The organism is Nocardia sp. NPDC052112 (genome assembly GCF_040680135.1).
In the GTDB taxonomy this organism is placed as follows: Bacteria; Actinomycetota; Actinomycetes; order Mycobacteriales; family Mycobacteriaceae; genus Nocardia.
Genome location: NZ_JBFAWD010000001.1, coordinates 57,235 through 77,231 on the forward strand (window position 1 = coordinate 57,235; position 19,997 = coordinate 77,231).

Sequence of the window (19,997 nt, forward strand, 5' to 3'; positions counted from 1 at the left end):
AACGAATCCCTCGATTCGAGGTCAGCTACTCCACCAGCTAGGGGCGTTCCAGCTTTCCTGTAGTGTTCACGCCGCCAGCGATCGTGATCGCGGCGACGCCGCCGGACTGAGCGTTGAGATCGGCATCACCACCGATCGCAACGGATCCGGTACCCGACGCGACCGCAGACGCTTGGCCCGCTTCAGCCACCTTGATCTCGGCGAGGATCTTCGCGATCTGCGCAGCGAATTCGGGGTAGGTGGTGGAGGCGGCTGCGATCACCTCCTCCGCACGACGTTGGGTGCCCTCAGTCACCTGGCCGAACTCTCCAGCCTGTTCTTCTATGTCGCGCAACGAATCCGGACCTAGCTTGCTGGAAATCGCATCGTGCAGCCGGTCCAATCCGGCATCGACCGCTACATCGAACTCGCCGTCGAGTCGTTCACCCACTCGACGGGCCTTACGAACTGCCCACGCGATTAGATATCCGACGATCACCGCCGACTCGATCACCATGACTGCCCTCCGTTCATCACACCCCAAGCCGCACACTTAGTGCTCGCGATCAGTCGCTGTCATTGTGCCAGTGCGCGCCGCCACCCGACCCCGTAACTGCCAGTTCGGCGATGGTTCGCTATCGGTGTATGCAGGGCTCGAGGAATGCCTACATCAAGAGCTAGGCAACATCCCGGCGGCGAACCCCGCGTGCGCAGACGCCCTAGCCGGGCAAATCGCACCGGCACCGGCGGCACGACCCTTGACCGCAATGGCAATTGAAACCTGCACAGCGCCGTCGGGTTCGCAGTCGGCCACCCGCACCGTCGTACGCCGCTTCCCGAACTCCAATTCCGTTGTCACATACCGGTTCAACGTCCGATACGACACCACCACACCGCTGCCGAGCGGGATCGACCATCCCCCAAGGAGTGACCGGATGTTCACCTTCAACAACTTTGCGACCGCGAAGCCGGGCGACCCGGCCTGTCACGGTCCTCCCGCCACCGACCATGTTCGGCCGTGCTCGCGAACTTGGGCGCCTCCTCGCACAGGCCCGAACACAACCACCGGGTCGGCAACCCTGCTGCTGACGGTGGTGGAAGGGATGGATGGCGGCGGCAAGACCGCTCTCGTGCGGGCGGTAGTTGGGGTTATCGTGGCCTGGTCACAGTTTCTTGGATGGGGTGCAGCAGGGGGCGAGCGGCGGCCGGCGTCAGGGCGGGGATTGTTCCCGCAGAGCTGGAAAGACATTCGCGATATGACGGTCGGCGATCCGCCAGGTCGACATGCGGGTTTCTCAGGGTTCTCTCAGCTGAACCCGTATTGAACCCCCGCAGGCCACCACCTGCGGTTTTGCGGGGATTCGGCTCGAAAATGTCACCCGCTCTCCTGCATAACCGCAGGTAGAGCGGGCGACCTGGTGTACCGGTTGTGTCCGGAGGGGGACTTGAACCCCCACGCCCGATAAAGGGCACTAGCACCTCAAGCTAGCGCGTCTGCCATTCCGCCACCCGGACCGGTGTTGCTGAGCAAGGGTAACGGATGGGTGGGGAAGTGTTGAAATCGGTTGGGTTCAGTGGGTGTCGGCGACTCGTTCGAGCACTGGGCGCCAGGATTCGACGGCGGAGACTGGCAGGTCGACCACCTTGCCAGCGTCGTCGGCGCGGCGCGGTGCCAGGGCGGCGATGAACTCGGGATCGGTTCGGAATTCGGCGATTTCGGCCTCGGTCGTGGGGCCGCCCTGGGCGACCAGGGTGCGTCGGCTGGCGGGGGAGAGGGTGTGGGTGGAGTCGGTGGCGGCGAAGTAGCGTTCGGCGACGACGTGCAGTTCGACTAGTCGGGCGACGCGGTCGCCGAGTAGCGCACGGATCGCGTCCGCGCCGTGCTTGCCGTGGCCCGCATCATTGCCGGGCACGAGTTTGTGGCCGATATCGTGCAGTAGTCCGGCGAGTTGCAGTTCCTCGTCATCCGGATGGGATCGACGCAGCAGTTCTGCGCATTGCAGGTCGTGGTCCAGGATGTCGACGGGGTCGCCGCTGCGGTCGGGCATATCCCAGATGTCGGCGCATTCGGTCAGCAGGTTCAGCAATTCGTCGACGGTGGTAACGGGCACCTCGACCCCGATCTGTGCGGGCGGGATGGTCTAGACCATCCTGCCGTCGAGAGACGCTCGGCGGGTTGCGTCCGGGTGGCATCTCGATGAACCCCCTGGATCGGATCGGGCGCTCACCCGAACCCGGTCCGGGCCGCATCGGAGTCCGATACCGTGTGGCAGGCTGGCCGCATGCGTGTTGCCGTTGTTGCCGGGCCGGATCCCGGCCATGCTTTTCCGGCGCTGGCGCTGTGCGAACGGTTCCTGGCCGCCGGTGACGAACCGGTGCTGTTCACCGGATCGCGTTGGTTCGACGCCGCCAAGCAGGCGGGCATCGCGGTGCGCAGACTCAAGGGGCTCGCGCCACGCACGGTCGACGACGACAGTGATGCCGGTCAGCGCATTCACGAGCGCGCGGCGCATATTTCGACCGAAATCCTGCCCGACCTGAGTGCGATGTTGCCGGAGCTCGTGGTGTCGGATGTGCTGACCGCGGGCGGCGGGATGGCCGCCGAGCGACTCGGGGTGCCATGGGTCGAGCTGTCGCCGCATCCGCTGTATCTGCCGTCGAAAGCGTTGCCGCCCATCGGAAGTGGCCTCGCGCCGGGGGAGGGGATGCGCGGGCGCCTGCGTGACGGCATGTTGCGCACCATGACCGCCCGCGCCATTCGCAACGGTGTCCGTCAGCGGGAACAGGCCCGCGAAAGTGTCGGACTGCCCGCCGCCGAACCGGGTCCGGCGGCCCGCCTGATCGCCACGCTGCCCGCGCTCGAGGTGCCGCGCCCCGACTGGCCTGAGCGCACCCACATCATCGGCCCGCTGCTGTGGGAGCCGACTCCGAAAATCCTCGTACCGCCACTCGGGGACGAGCCGCTGGTCATGGTGGCACCGTCGACCGCGCACACCGGTGTCGCGGGCATGGTCGACACTGTGCTGGCCGCGCTGGACGGAGCGGGCGTCCGGGTGGCCATTTCCATGCTCGACGCCCCACCCACCGATCTGCCGCCCTGGGCAACCGCCGGACTCGGTCGCCAAGACGAACTGCTCACCCACGCCTCGGTCGCGGTCGGCGGCGGCGGCCACGGCCTGCTTGCGAAATCGCTGCTCGCGGGCGTGCCGATCGTGACGATTCCGGGCGGTGGCGACCAATGGGAATTGGCCAATCGCGCTGCCCGCCAAGGTAGTTCGATCCTGGTCCGCCCGCTGACCGCCGATGCGGTGCGTGCCGCTGTCCTCGACCTGCTCAACACGCCCGATTACCCGGCCGCCGCGCAACGAGCGGCCGCGGGTATCGCAGAAGTCGCCGACCCGATCCGCATCTGCCACGACGTGCTCAGCGTGCGAGCCCACTAGCGCAGCGTTCGTTCCGAGCTGATGCCGCGGGGTTTGCAGTGGCACCCGGAACTGATCCGCATCCGGCGCAGCGGTTCGGACGGGCACGGTGAAGGGCCGCGGCGGCGCGAGTATCTTGACTACGGTGCGGTTGACCGAGTTCCACGAGCTGTTGCACACCGAGTTCGGTGTGGCCCGCGGCGATGCGCTGCTCAGGGACCACACCATCCCGGCATTGGGCGGGCGGACCGGCGCCGCCGCCATCGAGGCGGGTACCGACCCGCGTGACGTGTGGCGCGCACTGTGCGCGGATTTCGACGTACCGAGATCACGCTGGTGAGCGGGTACCGCTTCGACGAGCGACTGCGCATGATCCCCACCGATCACGCGCAGCTGGCCGCTCGCGTTGCGGCCGCACGGCCCGTCGACTTCGCCGAATTCCGCAAGATCGGTATCGAGCTGATGCTGCTCGGCCGCTACGCCGAGGCCCTCGATCACCTCGATCGCGCGCTCGAACTCGCCGATAGTGACTATCGGCGGATGTCGGTCTGGATCAATCTCGGTGATGTCTACCGCTACTGGGGTGACACCGTCACCGCCGAAACGCTGTATCGCCGAACCGTGGACCAAGCCAGCGACTCCGAGATCCTCTCCTTCGCGCTGCAACACCTCGGCAAAGCCCTCGCTGAACAGGGTCGGTTGCCCGAGGCCAGGGTGCATCTGACCGAGGCGCTGAAACTGCGCGTCGTCGAGGGCGACGCCGAGCTGATCGAATCCACCCGCACCACCCTCGACCTTCTCGAAGACCTGCCGACGACCCTGCCACCGAAGGTCGCCGCATTGCTGGGTGCGGACCTCACGTGGTCGGCGGAGCACGAGGGGATGAGTGGCGGTGTCGCACACGTCGAAGGTGCGTACTGGGTCAAGCGGGGGCCGTGCGCCGCTGCTGAGCATGCGCGGCTGAATTGGTTGCGGGGCAAAGGGATTCAACTACCGGACATTGCCGTGTTCGAAGCGGATGTCCTGGTGCTCGCCGATGCGGGGCTGCCGAGTCTGGCCGCCGAACCGACGGAATCGGTCGGTGCGGTCATGGGTGCGCTGCTGCGGCGCCTGCACGACATTCCCGTCGCCGAGTGCCCGTTCGACGGCAGGCTGGACGTCGTGCTCGCCCAGGCGCGGCGCCGTGTGCTCGAGGGTTTGGTCGATGCCGACGACTTCGACGACGACCATCGAGAGCTGACGCCGGAACAGATCTACCAGCGACTGCTCGCCGAACGTCCGCCGGACGAGGATCTCGTTGTCGCGCACGGTGATTTCACCCCGTCCAATGTGCTGGACGGCGGCCTGCTGATCGACCTGAGTGGTATGGGTGTCGCCGATCGATACCGCGATCTGGCCTTGGTCGAGCGCGATCTGCGCGCGGACTTCGATGCCGACGAACTGAGCGCGTTCTATGCCGTCTACGGGCTCGCCGAGCCGGACCGGCGGCGCCTGTACTACTACCGACTGCTCGACGAACTCTGCTGAGCTCAGGCCTTTTTCGCGTAGTGGCGTGCCGCCTTGGTGCGATTGCCGCAGGTCGCCATCGAATGCCACCGGCGGGTGCCGTTCTTCGAGGTGTCGAAGAAGAACAGCACGCAGTCCGGATGGGCGCACTGGCGGATCCGGTCCGGTGCCTCCGCCAATATCCGCAGCAGGCTGTCGGCGGCGAGCCAGCCGGGGAGCCACGTGGTTGCGGGTACGTCGGCGATATCGGCGGGGCCGGCGTCGGTCAGGGTGCGTCGGATCCGGCCGTGGTCGAGCACCTCGTTGAGCGCGGCGTGCGACGCGTGTTTCACCACGTCGTAGATGGCGGTGCGGGCGGCGAGCACCGCCTGCAGGGTCGGCTCGTCCGCATGCGCGCGAGCGTCGAGTCCGGCCGAGGTCAGCCAAATGCCCAGACCCGCGACATCGGTGAGCAGATCCTGCGGTCCGTCCTGGATCCACCGGGTGTTCAGCAGGTCGAGTGCCAGCGGTTCACCGAGGTGGGGGCGTGGATCGGGCATACCTGAGGGTAGCGATCTCCCTTTCGTCGCCAAGGCAACCACCGCCGTTCTAACTACTCAATCCGATTTTAGAGGTTGACGTGCGCATCGCTTCTCGATATGTTCTAACTGCTAAAATAGTTGACAGTGGTTATTGAATTCCGAGGAGGATCACGATGACGACAGCCATCGCACCCGAGTTGGCCACCGGACACATCGGCCTGAACGTCTCCGACCTGGACCGATCGGTGGACTTCTATCGCCGCGCGTTCGGTTTCGAGCAGCTCGCGGCCAGTGCCGACGACAGCAGGCGGTGGGCCTTCCTCGGCGCGAACGGCAAGCTCGTGCTCACCCTCTGGGAGCAGTCCGCTGGCGCGTTCTCCGCCGAAACGCCTGGCCTGCACCATCTTTCGTTCCAGGTCGACACCATCGAGCAGGTGCGCTCGATCGAGGCGCTGCTGCGTGAACTCTCGGTGAGCTTTGTCCACGACGGTGTGGTCGCGCACGGCGAGGGCGTCGCATCGGGTGGCATCTTCTTCGCCGATCCCGACGGCATCCGCCTCGAGGTCTACGCGCCAACGGGTGCCGATTCGGCGCCCGCACCGAGTGGTGCCGCTCCGACGTGTGGATTCTTCTGAGTCTGGGATCCTGATGACGCCTTTTCATGCGGGCGAGGTCGCCGTCCAGCGGCGAATGGGCCAGGCGCATATCGCCGATCGGGTGGGACGAACGATTCGCGCCGACATCCCGGACATCGCGGCGGGTTTCCTGGCGGAGCAGCCGATGGTTGTGATCGCGGCCGCGGACCTTGCCGGGCGGGTGTGGGCAGGCGCGTTGGTCGGGTCGCCGGGGTTCGTGCACGTCGTCGATGCCGAGACGATCGCGATCGACGCGCTTCCGGCCGCCGCGGATCCGCTACACGCAGCGCTGACCCGTCCCGCCCGGATCGGCATGATCGCGCTGCAACCGGAGCGGCGCAGGCGAATGCGCGTCAACGGATTCGCGATGCCGAGGGAGTCGGGGCTGCGGATTGCGGTCGATCAGGTGTATTCGAACTGCCCGAAGTACATCTCGCGCAGGCAGATCGAATCGTACCGGTCCGATTTCGAAGTCCCGTCGCCCCGGCACGGTACCGAACTCGATGCGCGGCAGCGTGCGCTCATTGCCGCCGCCGACGCCTTCTTCGTCGCCACCGCGGATGCCGATGGCAATGCCGACGCCTCGCACCGTGGCGGGAATCCAGGCTTCCTGCAGGTGCTTTCCCCGACCCGGCTGAGATGGCCGGACTACCAGGGCAATTCGATGTTCATGACACTCGGGAACATCACGGTGAATCCGCACTGCGGCATCCTGATCCCGGACTGGACCACGGGCGGAACCCTGCAACTCACCGGGACCGCCGAATTGTCCTGGGCGCCCGAAACCCTCACCGCCGGAGCCCAGTGCTCGATCGACTTCACCATCGCGGAAGTGATCGAAGTCCCCGGCGCGGGTCCACTCCGCTGGGGCCCCGCCGAGCTTTCGCCGGTCAACCCCTGACCCCGACACCCGAGAAGGAAAATTGCGATGCGGTCTCCGCTGCCCCCATTCGACCTGGAATCCGCCGAAGCCAAGGTGCGCGCCGCCGAGAATGCCTGGTACACCAGGGATCCCGAGCGCGTTGCCGCCGCGTACACCGAAGATTCGGTGTGGCGCAATCGCGACGAATTCTTCACCGGCCGCACTGCGGTCGTAGAATTCCTCACCCGAAAGTGGTCCATCGAAACGATTACGCATTGCGCAAGGATCTCTGGGCACACGAAGGCAACCGCATCACCGAATCCCGGGCCCCGCCCCCAAAGCGACGACTCCGTCCTGCCACAGCAGTAATCAACAGGTACCGGGCACCCCGTCTCCGTACCGGGCACCCCGCACACACGGTGCCCGGTACGGAGACGGGGTGCGCGGCTTGATCGCACGCGGCTGACGGCGGTGGGCCGATAGGCGCTCAGGCGGCGATGGTCTGCGGCTGGGCCGGGGTGTCGGCACGCTGGTGCCGGCGGTGGAACAGGCCGAATGCGATCACGCCGAATGCGATTCCTACGCCGGCGGCGACGCCCAGTGCCGCATTCAGTCCATCGACGAACCGCGACAAGGTCATCGGTCGGCTGTCGTCGGCGACTTCGCGGAATACGGTGCCGAGCACCGCGACGCCGAGTGCGAGGCCGAGCTGGCGTGCGGTATTCACCGCGCCCGCGGCGATCCCGCCCTGCTGCGGCGGCACTGCCGCCATCCCCACCGCGACCAGCGCGGGTGCGTTGACGCCGATTCCGGCACCGATCACCATGAAGCCGGGAACCAGTGCGGCCCAGGATGATTCGGTATCGATAATGGTGAGCAGTCCGGTGCCGATGCCGACCAGCACCAGACCCGCGCCGATCGTCCACTTCGGCGAAACATCGTGCAGCAGTTTGCCGAACGCACCTGCGACCACGAACGCGGTCGCCGCCATCGGCAGCATGGCCAGTCCGGCGCGCATGGGCGACATATGCAGCTGCTGCTGCAGCCAGAGCGAAATCAGGGGCGTGGCGGCGAAGGCCGCGAATGTCTGCCCGGATGCGGAGACCAGGGTGGCCCCGAAGTTGCGATTGCCGAGCAGTGTCAGCGGGAACATCGCTGCCGCGCTGCGGGATTCGATGAATACGAAGGCCAGTAGCGCGATCGCGCCCAGCACCAGGGCGAGCAATGTGGGAGCATCTGACCAGCCGTGTTCACCGCCGCGGATGATGCCGTAGGTGACCGCAGTCGCGGCGGTCGCGAACGCGAGCATCCCCGGCACATCGACGGCCCGATCCGCCCGCCGCGGCGACGACTGGAACACGATGGCGGTCAAAACGATCGCCGATACCGCGATCGGCAGGTTGACGAAGAAGATCCACCGCCACGACAGTGCCTCGGTGAGCACACCGCCGAGCACCACACCGATTCCGGCCGCCGCACCCGAGACCGCACCCCAGACGCCGAAGGCGACACCGCGATCACGGCCGGTGTAGGTGGCGTGCAGCAGTGACAGTGTGGTGGCGAACATCGCGGCCCCGCCGATGCCCTGAAGTGCCCGCGCCGCAATGAGACTCGCCGCGGTGTCGGCGATGCCGCAGATCAGCGATGCGAGCGTGAAGACGACGAGTCCGACGAGATAAGCGCGCTTCGCGCCGACCCGATCGGCCAGCGAACCGAGGACCAGCAGCAGTGCGGCCAGAGCGAGCGCGTATCCGTCCATCACCCACTGCAGTCCGGACAGGCCGGTGCCGAGATCGGCGGCGATGTCGGGCAGCGCGACATTGACGATGGTGACGTCGATGAGCAGCATCAGCGTGCCCAGGCACGCGGCGAATAAGGGCAGCCATTTCCTCACGGGAGCCTCCGAGACGATTCGAACGATATCGACACTCAGGGTGTGGCAGGCATTGATATCCACAAAGTCACACGGCGAAGTGCGTTAGATTCCTCCTATGCAATCCGAAGACACCGCGGATTCCTCCGTACTCGATATTCTCGAGAAGCAGATCCTGCACGCGCTGGTGACCGATGCGCGCATTCCGTTCGCCAAGCTCGGCGCCATCCTCGGGGTTTCGGAGCAGACGGTCGCGCGGCGCTATCGATCGTTGCGGCAGCGCGGCATCCTGCATGTGTCGGGGCAGGTCAACGCGGTGCCGCTCGGGCATGCGCGGTGGGTGATCCGGCTCCGATCGACTCCGGACAGGGCGGCGCGGTTGGCCGAATCGCTGGCCCGCTTTCCGGATCTGAGCTGGGTCACCCTGCTGTCCACCGGATCCGAGGTGACCTGTGTGAGCAGGCCGCGCTCGGTCGCGCGGCGCGATCAGCTGTTGATGCAGACCTTGCCCCAGGCCAGTCAAGTGATCAGGCTGACGGCCCACGAGGTGATTCATCGCTTCCCGCTCGACGAGGAGTGGCCGCATTTCGAGCATCTTTTCAGCGCGGCGCAACTGCGCGAACTCGGCCCGCGGCCGCTGTGGCGGGCCGATACGGGACCGGAAGCGCCGGTGGAACTTTCGGCACAGGACGAGGCGATGCTGGTACTGCTCGGCCGCGACGGCCGTGCGCCTTATGCCCAGATCGCCGCCGAAATCGGTTGGACCGCAACGAGAGTGGCGCGCCGCATGGCTGAACTGGTCGAATCCCGGGTGCTGTACTTCGATCTCGATTTCGCGGTCGAACGGATGGGGTACGCCGTGCGGGCGGCGCTGTGGTTGCGCACGCGACCGGCGGATCTCGAGGCCGTCGGCGCCGCGATGGCGACCCATCCGGAGATAGTTTTCATCGCCGCGACCACCGGGCCGACCAATCTGATGGCGTCGTTGATGTGCCGCGATACCGCGCACCTCTACCGGTATGTCACGCAGCGGCTGGGTGCACTCGACGGGATCACGGATGTGGAGGTGACGCCCGCGTTGCGGGTGTACAAGCAGGCGCAGACATTGCTGGACAGTGATCGGATCTCGCTGGTGCGGTGAGGCAGGGCTGTTCGGCGTTCGAAAAGGGGCCGTGATCGGCCGTAGCGCGGCGGTTGCCGTGTTGGGGAAGTTCGCCGCGCGTGTTGCCGGGCGCGTCGCTTGACTCGAACATCTGTTCGTCTAGGCTGGTCGCCAGAACTTGTCGGTGCCGCCCTCTAATGTGGGCGCCAACCACGAACGAGACTTACCCGTCGAAAAGGGGATCAGGATATGGCACCACAGGCGTACGACCGTGACAAGGCGCTCGAGCTGGCGCTGGCTCAGGTCGAGAAGAGCTTCGGCAAGGGCGCGGTCATGCGTCTCGGTGAGGAGGCGCGCCAGCCCATTTCGGTGATCCCGACCGGATCCATCGCCCTGGACGTGGCGCTCGGCATCGGCGGTCTGCCGCGCGGCCGTATCGTCGAGGTCTACGGTCCGGAGTCCTCGGGTAAGACGACCGTCGCACTGCATGCGGTGGCCAATGCCCAGGCCGCGGGCGGTGTCGCCGCCTTCATCGACGCTGAACACGCGCTCGATCCCGATTACGCCCGCAAGCTGGGCGTCGACACCGACGCGCTGCTCGTCTCCCAGCCCGACACCGGTGAGCAGGCGCTGGAAATCGCCGACATGCTGGTGCGTTCGGGCGCGATCGACATCATCGTCATCGACTCGGTGGCCGCGCTGGTACCGCGCGCCGAAATCGAGGGCGAGATGGGTGACAGCCATGTCGGTCTGCAAGCGCGCCTGATGAGCCAGGCGCTGCGCAAGATGACCGGTGCGCTGAACAGCTCCGGCACCACCGCCATCTTCATCAACCAGCTGCGCGAGAAGATCGGTGTGATGTTCGGTTCGCCCGAGACCACGACCGGTGGTAAGGCGTTGAAGTTCTACGCCTCGGTGCGCCTGGATGTGCGTCGCATCGAAACGCTCAAGGACGGCAGCGATGCGGTCGGTAACCGCACCCGCGTGAAGGTAGTGAAGAACAAGGTCTCGCCGCCGTTCAAGCAGGCCGAATTCGACATCCTCTACGGCCAGGGCATTTCCAAGGAGGGCTCGCTCATCGATATGGGTGTCGAGCAGGGCTTCATCCGCAAGTCCGGCTCCTGGTACACCTACGAGGGCGACCAGCTCGGCCAAGGCAAGGAGAACGCCCGCAAGTTTCTGCTGGAGAACACCGACGTCCGCGACGAGATCGAGAAGAAGATCAAGGAAAAGCTCGGCATCGGCGCCGACGTGACCGCCGAGGGCGCGGCCGCCGAGGTCCCCGCCGACTTCTGATCCGATGACCCCTCGGCGCCCAGCCCCGCCCACACCCGATACCACGCGGGCCGATCCGGTAGCCGCGGCCCGCCATCGCCTGAATGAACTACTCTCCGCCTCGGGCCGCCCACCCATCCCGACATCTTCCGGCTCAGGCGAGCCAGATCCGGACCGGGGGCGGTGGTCCGAGGTCGAGTCGGCGGGCGGCGGTGTCCGTTCGGATGAGCCGGGGCCCGGCCGGCGGTCCCAGGACGGCTCGGACGCCGATGGGTTTCATTCAGATGAGTCCAGGCGAGGTCGGCGATCTGCGGTTGATACGGAGGCTGCGGAGTTCTGGTCGGGCGAGGCCGAGTCGGACCGAGGGCGGTGGTCCGAGGCCGATTCGGGGGGCGACGGGTCCTCCTTGGGGGAAAACCAGTCTGGTCGCGGGCGAAAGCGTTGGACCGCTTCACGGCTCGGTCGTGCCGAGGTGGAGGAATCCAGGGTAAGGCAGGGGCGGTGGCCTGGGATTGCTTCCGGGGCTGCTGGTTCCGGGTCGGGCGAATCTGGATCGGGGCGACGTCGGTGGTCCGAGAGGGATTCGGAGGACTCGGTTTTCCAGGCCAAGGGGGACAGGCGGGTCCGGTTGGCCGAAGGTGGTTTGGCCGATTCGGACATCATGGGAACTCGGTCGAACGCGCCCGATCCGCAGCGGGCGCGTTCGACCGGGTCCCGGCGCGGTCGCGGGCGCCGGAACGAATTCCGGCGTAACGACTCCCACTCGGCTGACTTCCAGAGTTCCGAAGGCCGATGGGCGGATCCGGTGGCGGCCGGATCCGAGGAGGGTGCGGAACAAACAGGTGCCGTTGCTCCTCGCGAACGCGGGGATAATTCGCGGTCCCGTGCGGAGCGCACTCCCCAAGGCGGGACGGTCGAGCAGGCGAAGGAGGCGTGTCTTCGCCTGCTCGCCGTCCGCGCCCGCAGCCGTGCCGAACTAGCGCAGCGTCTCGCGGCCAAGGGCTTTGCGCCCGAAGTCACCGAACGTGCCCTCGACCGCTTCAGCGAGGTCGGCCTGATCGACGATGCCGCCTTCTCCGAACAATGGGTCCACTCCCGCCATACCTTCTCCGGCAAGGGCAAACAAGCTCTTGCCCAGGAACTCCGCCGCAAAGGCGTATCCCAATCGGACGCCGCCTCCGCCCTCGACGCCATCACCGCCGACGACGAGGAGCAACGCGCCACCGAACTGGTCCGCCGCAAACTGCGCACCATGCCCGCCAACCTGGACCGCGACAAAACGCTGCGCCGCCTGGTAGCCATGCTTGCCCGCCGCGGCTACAACCAATCCACCGCCTTCACTGTTGTGAAAGCCCAATTGGCGCACGCCCAGTTCGACGCACCGGAGCCCGACTGAGCCTCCGCTGCGCCGCCTACTCGGTAGTTGGCGCATCGCTGCGACCACATGGATCTTGGTTGCCGCACATGCCGTTTGCGCACGGCACACATGCGATCGCGCAGGTGTGCCGTGGTGAGCAGGCGTGCGCAGTCGGGCTGGGTTACTGGTGGAGTGCGGGGACCAGGACTTCCTCGCACCAATGGCGGAATGTCGTGGGGGTGGTGGATCGGGGAGTGCGGGGTTCGGCGTTATCGAGGCCGTTCTCCTTTGCTTCCAGCATGTCGTACATGCCCTGAGCCATGGCCTCGGACATGCCGGATTCGAGCATCATGGCTTTGTAGGCTTCCCCGGAGACTTGTTGGAACCGGATCGGGCGGTCGAGTACTTCGGACATGATTCGCGCCATGTCGTTATTGGACAGGTCCGCTGGGCCGAGTACGGGGACGCTGTCGTATCCGGTCCACGAGTCGTCGAGCAGCAGTTCGGCGGCGACTGTGGCGATATCGCGGGTCGCGCAGGTGGGGCGCTTCCGATCGGGGGACAGCGGTGCGAAGAACACGCCCTGGCCGTTGATCGCCTCGACTTGCCAGAGAAAATTGTCCATGAACGAGGGCATCGTCAGCGCACGGTAGTTCACGCCGGTGCTCGCGATCAGATCGTCCATCGCCAGTGATGCCGTGACCAGCCCGGCATTCCCCACCGACGCGGCCCCGCGCCCGAGGCCGGAAATCCCGACCACGCGCTGGACGCCCTGGCTCTTGAATGCCTCGCACGCGGGCCGGGTGAAATCCAGGAAGGCTGCGTCGAGACTCGCGGTCCGCCGATCCGGTGGCAGCAGCCAGAAAACGGCATCGGCGCCGGCGAATGCCTCGGTGACGATATCGATGTCTCCGTGTGAACCGGTGACGACTTCGACGCGCTCGCGGATTTCGGCGGGCAAGCGGGCGGGATCACGCGCGATGACGCGGACCGGCACATCGGCGGCGAGAAGGTGCGGGAGGACCTGACGGCCGATGGTGCCGGTGGGGGTGGTGACAACGATCATGACGACCTCTGCTCGAGTGATGTGGCACCGATCAGTCAAGTCGGCACGACACCGAACCTGAAGGACCGATCCGATAACCGTTGATACCGTGGGGATATGAGTGATCTGGAGGTTCGGCAACTCCGATACTTCGTGGCCGTCGCCGAGGAACTGCATTTCGGACGCGCCGCCGACCGACTTGGGATGGCGCAACCGCCGCTGTCCCGGGCGATCCGAGAACTGGAACGTCAACTGGGCGTTCAACTTTTCGAGCGCACCACCCGACACGTCGTACTCACCCCGCCCGGCGAGACCCTGCTCCGTGACGCGCGGACCGCACTCGATGCCGTCGCGGCGGCTGCACAGCGTGCCCGGCATGTGGGTCGGCCCGCACCGGGGCTACGGCTCGCGCTCAAGGCCGACTACGACGCCGGACTCCTGCCACAGATCGTCGAGACATACCGCCTGGAGGAAGCGGCAGTCCCGGTCGAGTTCATGTTGGGCGGTCGCGGCGAGCAGGTCCCGGCACTGCGTCAGGGCCGCGCGGATGTCGCCCTCCTCGCCACCCCGTTCGACGACCGCGGTCTGGACATCGAACCGCTGCTCACCGAACCCCGCCTGGTTGCGTTGGCCGCCTCCGATCCGCTCGCCGCCCAGGCAACCCTCTGCCTGGCCGACCTGGCCGGTCGACTGCTCCCCGATGGAGCGCCCGCCGACCACGACGGGCTCGTCCCGCCATCCGAAACTCGGCGGCCAGTGCTGGATCTTGCGCAGATCTTCAACCTGATCGAACTCGGCGACAGCGTGTGGTTCCCGCCCGCCTCGGTCGCGCGCCGCCACCCCCGTCCCGGCATCGCCTATCGGCCCGTCACGGACCTGAAACCAACCACTCTCGCGGTAGCCTGGCCGCAGAACTGCCACTTACCCGAGGTGGCGGCCTTCGTCCGCGCGGCCACCGCCGTGGCAGCGGCTGCCTACCCACCCGAATCCGCACCGTCCGCAGAGACTTTCACCCTCGCCGTACACCCCGACACCGAAGAGTTGCGCACCACCGTGCCCTCATCCTGATCACCAGCCACGTGATCGACTCGGCACGCCCGCGCGCACATGCCGACCGCCCGCCAGGTGGCGGCCGCACACCCCACCCAGGGTGTGCAACCGCCGCATGGGGTGCGCGGACGAAAGACTCCGCTGCCGTTGAACCCACGGACTCACGGCTTGTGGGTGATATCCATCCCAGGCGTCGCATCGGTCAGAATCGAGTCGGCGGCCACGACGGCCGCGCCCTTGGCCCGCTTGCGCGAGCGCAACCGCTGCTCCAGCTTATTGGCCACGATCGTCAACGTGCTGTTCAGCAGAATCATCACGACGGCGACAACCATCAGCGCGGGCACAGTATTGCGTTCGGCCGCACCGAGTTGCGAGCCCTGACGCACGATTTCCAGGTAGGTGATCTGATAACCGAGCGCTGAATCCTTCAGCGCCACAACCATTTGTGAGATCAATGCGGGCAGCATGGCGGTAATCGCCTGCGGCAAAAGGATCAACCGCATCAGCTGCCCTTTGCGCAGCCCCAGCGCGACGGCGGCCTCGGTCTGTCCCTTCGGCAGCGATTTGATACCCGCGCGCACGATTTCGGCAATGACCGAACCGTTGTAGACGGTCAAAGCGATCACGACGGCCCACAGCGCGAGCTGATCGACCTTGAACACCTTGTAATCGGAGAAGACGTAGAACAGGAAGATCATCAGGATCAGCACCGGAATGGCTCGCGCCACCTCGACGATCGCACCCGCCACCCAGCGCACCACCCGGTGATCCGACAGGCGCAGGATGCCGAAGACCATGCCGATCACCAGCGCGAACACGATCGACAGCAGCGCCGCGACCAGGGTGCCGCGCAGACCGGGCAGCAGATAGGTCTTCCAGACGTCCGCCTCGATGAACGGCTTCCACTTCTCGGCGGTGAACTGTCCCTTATCGGCGAAGCCGCGGTAGAACACCCAGCCGAGTGCCAGCACCACGACAATCGCTATGACGGAATAGATTTGGTTCCGAATGCGCGCACGGGGCCCCGGCGCATCGAAAAGGACCGAAGCTCCGGTACTCATCGAGCCACCTCGAATCGCTTGGCCAGCCAGCCGAACAGCAGGCCGGTCGGCAGGGTCAGGATTACGAAGCCGAGTGCGAAGATGAAGCCGATGGTGATCAGCGCGGCCTCGTTCTCGTTCATCTTGGCCATCAGGGTCGCGGCCTCGGCGACGCCGATCGCCGAGGCGATCGTAGAGTTCTTGGTGAGTGCGATCAGTACGCTACCGAGCGGGGCGATGACCGAGCGGAAGGCCTGCGGCAGCACCACGATTCGCAGATTCTGCGTGAAGGTGAAGCCCAAGGAGCGGCCCGCCTCGGACTGGCCCATGGGCACGGTGTTGATACCCGCGCGCAACGACTCGCACACGAATGCTGCCGTGTAGATGCTCAGTCCGAGCACGGCGTAGCGGAAGTTGTTCTGCGCCAGCGAGTTCGGACCCTCCGGTGCGAGCTTCCAACCCATGGTCGAGTAGAGGCCCAGTGAGCAGAACACGATGATCAGCGTCAGCGGGGTATTGCGGAAGATGGTGACGTAGGCGGCGCCGAGAAAGCGGGCGACCGGCACGGGGGATACGCGCATCGCGGCGACGAATGTGCCCAGGATCAGGGCGAGAACCGCCGACGCAGCGGTCAATTTGATGGTCACCCAGAAGGCGCCGAGGACGTCATACCTCGAGATCAGGTCGAACACGGGGGTCGCGTCCCTCCGATCGGATTGTGCGGCGGCCGGAGATCGTCCTTCCGCGCGCGATGTACGGGTTGCTCATAGCGAAGAGATCGGGTGACCCGTGTGGGCCACCCGATCTCGAATCTCAGTACCGGTTCACCGTCGGCGGCGTAGGCGCCTGGTAGCCGGAGGCGCCGACCGTGGAGTCGAACGCCTTCTTCCAGGACCCGTCGGCGATCATCGCCTCGATCGCGTCATTGACCTTGTCGCGCAGCTCTTTGTCGCCCTTCTTCAGGCCGATGCCGTAGTTCTCGGTGGTGAACGGCTTGCCGACGACCTTGAACGTGCCCGCGCTCTGCGCGGCGTAACCGGCCAGGATGATGTCGTCGGTGGTCACCGCGTCGTACGAACCGGCCTGCAGGCCCTCGAGGCACAGCGAGTAGGTGTCGTTGGTCTGCAGCTGGGTAGCCGGGTAGTTCTTCTCGATGTTCTGGGCCGGGGTCGAGCCCTTCACCGAGCAGACTTTCTTGCCCTTCAGATCATCGGGACCGTTGATACTGTTGTTGTCGGCCTTCACCAAAAGCGACTGGCCCGCAACGTAATAAGGCCCGGCGAAGTCCACCTTCTGCTTACGCGCGTCGTTGATCGAGTAGGTCGCGACGATGTAGTCGACCTGACCGTTCTCGATCAGCGTTTCGCGCTGACCGGACGGGGACTCCTTGAATGTGATGTTCTCCGGCTTCACGCCGAGTTTGCCCGCGACATACTTGGCGACTTCGACGTCGAAGCCGCTGTAGGAGCCGTCCTTATTGCGCAGGCCGAGCCCCGGCTGGTCGAATTTGATGCCGACGGTGAGCTTTCCGTCCTTGGCGTTGTCGAGTGCGGACTTATCGCTACCACCGCCACAGGCGGCGGTTGTCGCGGCCAGCGTCAGGGCTATCGCCCCGATGCCGAGTCGAAGTGAACGGTTGATCCTCATCGAGTTCCTTCTCCCTCTGGTGATTTCGATGGCCGAGGTCTTTACGGCTGTGGTGACTACTCGGTTCAGTGGCTCAGAATCTTGCCGAGGAAATCCTTGGCACGGTCGGACTTCGGCGCGGTGAAGAACGCCTCGGGTGTGTCGTCCTCGACGATCAGACCGTCCGCCATGAACAGCACCCGGTTGCCCGCCTTGCGCGCGAAGCCCATCTCATGGGTGACGACCAGCATCGTCATCCCCTCCTTGGCCAGCGACACCATGACGTCGAGCACCTCGTTGACCATCTCCGGGTCCAGCGCCGAAGTCGGCTCGTCGAACAGCATCACCTTCGGGCTCATCGCCAACGCGCGGGCGATCGCCACGCGCTGCTGCTGGCCGCCGGAGAGCTGCGCCGGATACTTATCGGCCTGATTGGCGATCCCGACGCGTTCGAGCAGCTCCATCGCGCGCTTGCGGGCATCCTCCTTTTTCACCTTGCGAACCTTCAGCGGCGCGAGCATCACGTTCTCGACGATCGTTTTGTGCGCGAAGAGGTTGAACGATTGGAACACCATGCCGACCTCGGCGCGCAATGCGGCCAGCGCACGGCCTTCGGCAGGCAGTGGTACGCCGTCGATGGCGATATCGCCGGAATCGATCGGCTCCAGTCGGTTGATGGTGCGGCACAGCGTCGACTTCCCGGACCCCGAGGGGCCCAGAACGATGACGACCTGCCCCTTGGGGACTTCGAGGTTGATATCGCGCAGCACATGCAGGTCACCGAAGTGCTTTTCCACACTGCGCATCGAAATCATCGGCGCGCTCGTAGCGGTACTGCCCTCATCAGAACTAGCTGTCCCGGTTTTGGCCAACCCGATTGTGTCGGGCGTGGTGGCGTCGTCGGTCATGATCCAAGACCTTAAGCGGAAAACGGCGATTTGCCCGGGTTTCGGCGACACACCGTTACGCCGCGCCGAAACGACACAGCGCTGTAACCCTTCCGATGCGGCCCGAGCCTGCGCCTATGCGCTGAAAACCCGCGTTGCGGACCCCCGTACCCTGGACGGGTGGATTCGATCGGACAGGCAGTGCTGTCTCCCGCCCCTGCGGCCGCGGACGGCGCACGCAGTTACGAGGTCCGCACCTTCGGTTGCCAGATGAACGTGCACGATTCCGAACGCTTGTCGGGCCTGCTCGAGGATGCGGGTTATGTGAAGGCCGCGCCGGGCGCGACGGCTGATCTCGTCGTCTTCAATACTTGCGCGGTGCGCGAGAACGCGGACAACAAGCTCTACGGCACCCTCGGGCACCTCGCCCCGATCAAGGCCGACCGGCCGGGCATGCAGATCGCCGTGGGCGGCTGCCTGGCACAGAAGGACCGCGATACCGTCGTGCGCAAGGCGCCGTGGGTGGATGTGGTGTTCGGCACACATAACATCGGATCGCTGCCGGTGCTGCTGGAACGCGCGCGGCACAATGCCGAGGCACAGGTGGAGATCCTGGAATCGCTGGAGGCATTCCCGTCCAGCCTGCCCGCCAAGCGCGAATCCGCGTATGCGGGGTGGGTTTCGATCTCGGTGGGCTGCAATAACACCTGCACGTTCTGCATCGTGCCGTCGCTGCGCGGCAAGGAGGTCGACCGCCGTCCGGGCGATGTGCTCGCCGAGGTGCAGGCACTGGTCGACCAGGGCGTGCTGGAAGTCACGCTGCTCGGCCAGAACGTGAACTCCTACGGTGCGTCCTTCGCCGATCCCGAGGAGGCGCGCGATCGTGGTGCCTTCGCCAAACTGCTGCGCGCGGCCGGGCGCATCGATGGGCTGGAGCGGGTGCGCTTCACCTCGCCGCATCCGGCCGAATTCACCGATGACGTGATCGAGGCGATGGCCGAAACGCCGAATGTCTGCCCGCAGTTGCACATGCCGCTGCAGTCTGGTTCGGATCGGGTGCTGAAGGCGATGCGCCGCTCCTACCGCAAGGCGCGCTATCTCGGCATCATCGAGAAGGTGCGGGCCGCGATGCCGCACGCCGCGATTACCACCGACATCATCGTCGGCTTCCCCGGCGAGACCGAGGAGGATTTCCTGGAGACCCTGGATGTGGTCCGGCAGGCACGGTTCACCAGCGCCTACACCTTCCAGTACTCCAAGCGCCCCGGCACACCCGCCGCGGATATGCCCGATCAGCTGCCCAAGGCGGTAGTGCAGGAGCGCTACGACCGGCTGATCGCGCTGCAAGAGGAGATCTCCCTCGACTCGAACAAGGCGCTCATCGGCACCGAGGTCGAATTGCTCGTCGCCGAGGGCGCGGGTAAGAAGAATGCCGCGACCGCCCGCATGAGCGGCCGCGCCCGCGACGGCCGACTGGTGCACTTCCGCCCCGAGGGCGCCGCGGAAAAGATCCGCCCCGGCGACATCGTCACCGTCGATATCACCGAGGCGGCCCCGCACCACCTGATCGCCGACGCCCCCGTCAAGACCCACCGCCGCACCCGCGCGGGCGACGCCCACGAACGCGGTATCACCCCCAAAACCGACCCTATCGGCGTCGGCCTCGGTCTCCCGCGCATCGGGGCACCCACCCCCGAACCCGTCACCACAGGCTGCTCAACCGGCTGCGGCGCATGAACACCCAGCCTGGCGACTACGACCGGACGCGCGCTGTAGGCACAAATCCCGCACCAGGTGCGTCTGCGGCGAGTTCGCCG

At 66.0% G+C, this 19,997-nt stretch carries 20 protein-coding genes, 1 tRNA gene and 1 pseudogene; 12 read left to right on the forward strand and 10 right to left on the reverse strand.

The window, feature by feature from the left end; all coding sequences use genetic code 11:
* Positions 1-37: 37 nt before the first annotated feature.
* Entirely contained in the window at positions 38-496 is a 459-nt protein-coding gene (locus tag AB0L58_RS00265; protein ID WP_364378534.1) for a hypothetical protein, read from the reverse strand.
* Positions 497-746: 250 nt separating this feature from the next.
* Here AB0L58_RS00265 and AB0L58_RS00270 point away from each other — a divergent pair, with 250 nt between their 5' ends.
* Positions 747-1,304, forward strand: coding sequence for a hypothetical protein (locus AB0L58_RS00270; RefSeq protein WP_364378537.1), 558 nt, complete (start codon positions 747-749; stop codon positions 1,302-1,304).
* A 105-nt stretch (positions 1,305-1,409) separates the two neighbouring features.
* On the opposite strand, the gene AB0L58_RS00275 is transcribed toward AB0L58_RS00270, so the two are convergent.
* Both AB0L58_RS00275 and AB0L58_RS00280 read right to left on the reverse strand, forming a co-directional pair.
* Positions 1,410-1,494: transfer RNA gene (locus AB0L58_RS00275), tRNA-Leu, on the reverse strand.
* A gap of 56 nt (positions 1,495-1,550) precedes the next feature.
* Positions 1,551-2,090, reverse strand: a complete 540-nt coding sequence (locus AB0L58_RS00280; RefSeq protein WP_364378540.1) for an HD domain-containing protein — start codon at positions 2,088-2,090, stop codon at positions 1,551-1,553.
* Between the two features lie 171 nt (positions 2,091-2,261).
* Here AB0L58_RS00280 and AB0L58_RS00285 point away from each other — a divergent pair, with 171 nt between their 5' ends.
* The 3 genes from AB0L58_RS00285 (at position 2,262) to AB0L58_RS00295 (ending at position 4,928) form a co-directional block, all read left to right on the forward strand.
* Positions 2,262-3,422: a nucleotide disphospho-sugar-binding domain-containing protein gene (locus AB0L58_RS00285; protein ID WP_364378543.1), complete on the forward strand. Its 1,161-nt coding sequence runs from the start codon at positions 2,262-2,264 to the stop codon at positions 3,420-3,422.
* A gap of 124 nt (positions 3,423-3,546) precedes the next feature.
* On the forward strand, positions 3,547-3,741 hold the full coding sequence (locus AB0L58_RS00290) for a DUF3046 domain-containing protein (RefSeq protein ID WP_364378545.1): 195 nt from the start codon (positions 3,547-3,549) through the stop codon (positions 3,739-3,741).
* Entirely contained in the window at positions 3,738-4,928 is a 1,191-nt protein-coding gene (locus tag AB0L58_RS00295) for a phosphotransferase (protein ID WP_364378548.1), read from the forward strand. The genes AB0L58_RS00290 and AB0L58_RS00295 overlap by 4 nt, the downstream gene beginning before the upstream one ends.
* A gap of 2 nt (positions 4,929-4,930) precedes the next feature.
* Here the strand turns inward: AB0L58_RS00295 and AB0L58_RS00300 are convergent, their stop codons facing one another.
* On the reverse strand, positions 4,931-5,446 hold the full coding sequence (locus AB0L58_RS00300) for a CGNR zinc finger domain-containing protein (RefSeq protein ID WP_364378551.1): 516 nt from the start codon (positions 5,444-5,446) through the stop codon (positions 4,931-4,933).
* A 155-nt stretch (positions 5,447-5,601) separates the two neighbouring features.
* On the opposite strand from AB0L58_RS00300, the gene AB0L58_RS00305 reads away from it, so the two are divergent.
* The 3 genes and pseudogenes from AB0L58_RS00305 to AB0L58_RS00315 all read left to right on the forward strand — a co-directional run.
* Positions 5,602-6,063, forward strand: coding sequence for a VOC family protein (locus AB0L58_RS00305; RefSeq protein ID WP_364378554.1), 462 nt, complete (start codon positions 5,602-5,604; stop codon positions 6,061-6,063).
* A 13-nt stretch (positions 6,064-6,076) separates the two neighbouring features.
* Positions 6,077-6,964 carry a pyridoxamine 5'-phosphate oxidase family protein gene (locus AB0L58_RS00310; protein ID WP_364378557.1) on the forward strand — a complete coding sequence of 296 codons (888 nt, stop codon included), beginning with the start codon at positions 6,077-6,079 and terminating at the stop codon, positions 6,962-6,964.
* Between the two features lie 27 nt (positions 6,965-6,991).
* Positions 6,992-7,218: pseudogene (locus AB0L58_RS00315) on the forward strand (DUF1348 family protein); the annotation flags it as partial.
* Between the two features lie 194 nt (positions 7,219-7,412).
* On the opposite strand, the gene AB0L58_RS00320 reads toward AB0L58_RS00315, so the two are convergent.
* Complete coding sequence (locus tag AB0L58_RS00320; protein WP_364378560.1) at positions 7,413-8,819, reverse strand: MFS transporter; 1,407 nt, start codon at positions 8,817-8,819, stop codon at positions 7,413-7,415.
* 97 nt (positions 8,820-8,916) lie between these two features.
* On the opposite strand from AB0L58_RS00320, the gene AB0L58_RS00325 reads away from it, so the two are divergent.
* From AB0L58_RS00325 to recX, 3 genes are all read left to right on the forward strand, one after another.
* The gene (locus AB0L58_RS00325) at positions 8,917-9,939 is read left to right on the forward strand and encodes an Lrp/AsnC family transcriptional regulator (protein WP_364378562.1); all 1,023 of its coding nucleotides are present in this window, start codon (positions 8,917-8,919) and stop codon (positions 9,937-9,939) included.
* A 210-nt stretch (positions 9,940-10,149) separates the two neighbouring features.
* Positions 10,150-11,196 (forward strand): recombinase RecA, encoded by a 1,047-nt coding sequence (gene recA, locus AB0L58_RS00330; protein ID WP_364378565.1) that lies wholly within the window; start codon positions 10,150-10,152, stop codon positions 11,194-11,196.
* Positions 11,197-11,980: 784 nt separating this feature from the next.
* Entirely contained in the window at positions 11,981-12,571 is a 591-nt protein-coding gene (gene recX, locus AB0L58_RS00335) for a recombination regulator RecX (protein ID WP_364378568.1), read from the forward strand.
* Between the two features lie 142 nt (positions 12,572-12,713).
* On the opposite strand, the gene AB0L58_RS00340 is transcribed toward recX, so the two are convergent.
* A complete protein-coding gene (locus AB0L58_RS00340; protein WP_364378571.1) occupies positions 12,714-13,598 on the reverse strand; it encodes an NAD(P)H-binding protein in 885 nt (294 codons plus the stop codon).
* Positions 13,599-13,694: 96 nt separating this feature from the next.
* On the opposite strand from AB0L58_RS00340, the gene AB0L58_RS00345 reads away from it, so the two are divergent.
* Positions 13,695-14,645 carry a LysR family transcriptional regulator gene (locus AB0L58_RS00345; RefSeq protein ID WP_364378574.1) on the forward strand — a complete coding sequence of 317 codons (951 nt, stop codon included), beginning with the start codon at positions 13,695-13,697 and terminating at the stop codon, positions 14,643-14,645.
* Positions 14,646-14,788: 143 nt separating this feature from the next.
* Here AB0L58_RS00345 and AB0L58_RS00350 read toward each other — a convergent pair whose 3' ends face one another.
* The 4 genes from AB0L58_RS00350 to AB0L58_RS00365 all read right to left on the reverse strand — a co-directional run bounded on the left by AB0L58_RS00350 (position 14,789) and on the right by AB0L58_RS00365 (position 18,108).
* Positions 14,789-15,688, reverse strand: coding sequence for an amino acid ABC transporter permease (locus AB0L58_RS00350; protein WP_364378577.1), 900 nt, complete (start codon positions 15,686-15,688; stop codon positions 14,789-14,791).
* Complete coding sequence (locus AB0L58_RS00355; protein ID WP_364378580.1) at positions 15,685-16,359, reverse strand: amino acid ABC transporter permease; 675 nt, start codon at positions 16,357-16,359, stop codon at positions 15,685-15,687. Before AB0L58_RS00355 ends, AB0L58_RS00350 begins: the two co-directional genes overlap by 4 nt.
* A gap of 121 nt (positions 16,360-16,480) precedes the next feature.
* Positions 16,481-17,314, reverse strand: coding sequence for a glutamate ABC transporter substrate-binding protein (locus AB0L58_RS00360; protein ID WP_364378583.1), 834 nt, complete (start codon positions 17,312-17,314; stop codon positions 16,481-16,483).
* Positions 17,315-17,379: 65 nt separating this feature from the next.
* The gene (locus AB0L58_RS00365) at positions 17,380-18,108 is read right to left on the reverse strand and encodes an amino acid ABC transporter ATP-binding protein (protein WP_364380104.1); all 729 of its coding nucleotides are present in this window, start codon (positions 18,106-18,108) and stop codon (positions 17,380-17,382) included.
* Positions 18,109-18,360: 252 nt separating this feature from the next.
* On the opposite strand from AB0L58_RS00365, the gene miaB reads away from it, so the two are divergent.
* Complete coding sequence (gene miaB / locus AB0L58_RS00370; protein ID WP_364378586.1) at positions 18,361-19,917, forward strand: tRNA (N6-isopentenyl adenosine(37)-C2)-methylthiotransferase MiaB; 1,557 nt, start codon at positions 18,361-18,363, stop codon at positions 19,915-19,917.
* Positions 19,918-19,997: the final 80 nt, after the last annotated feature.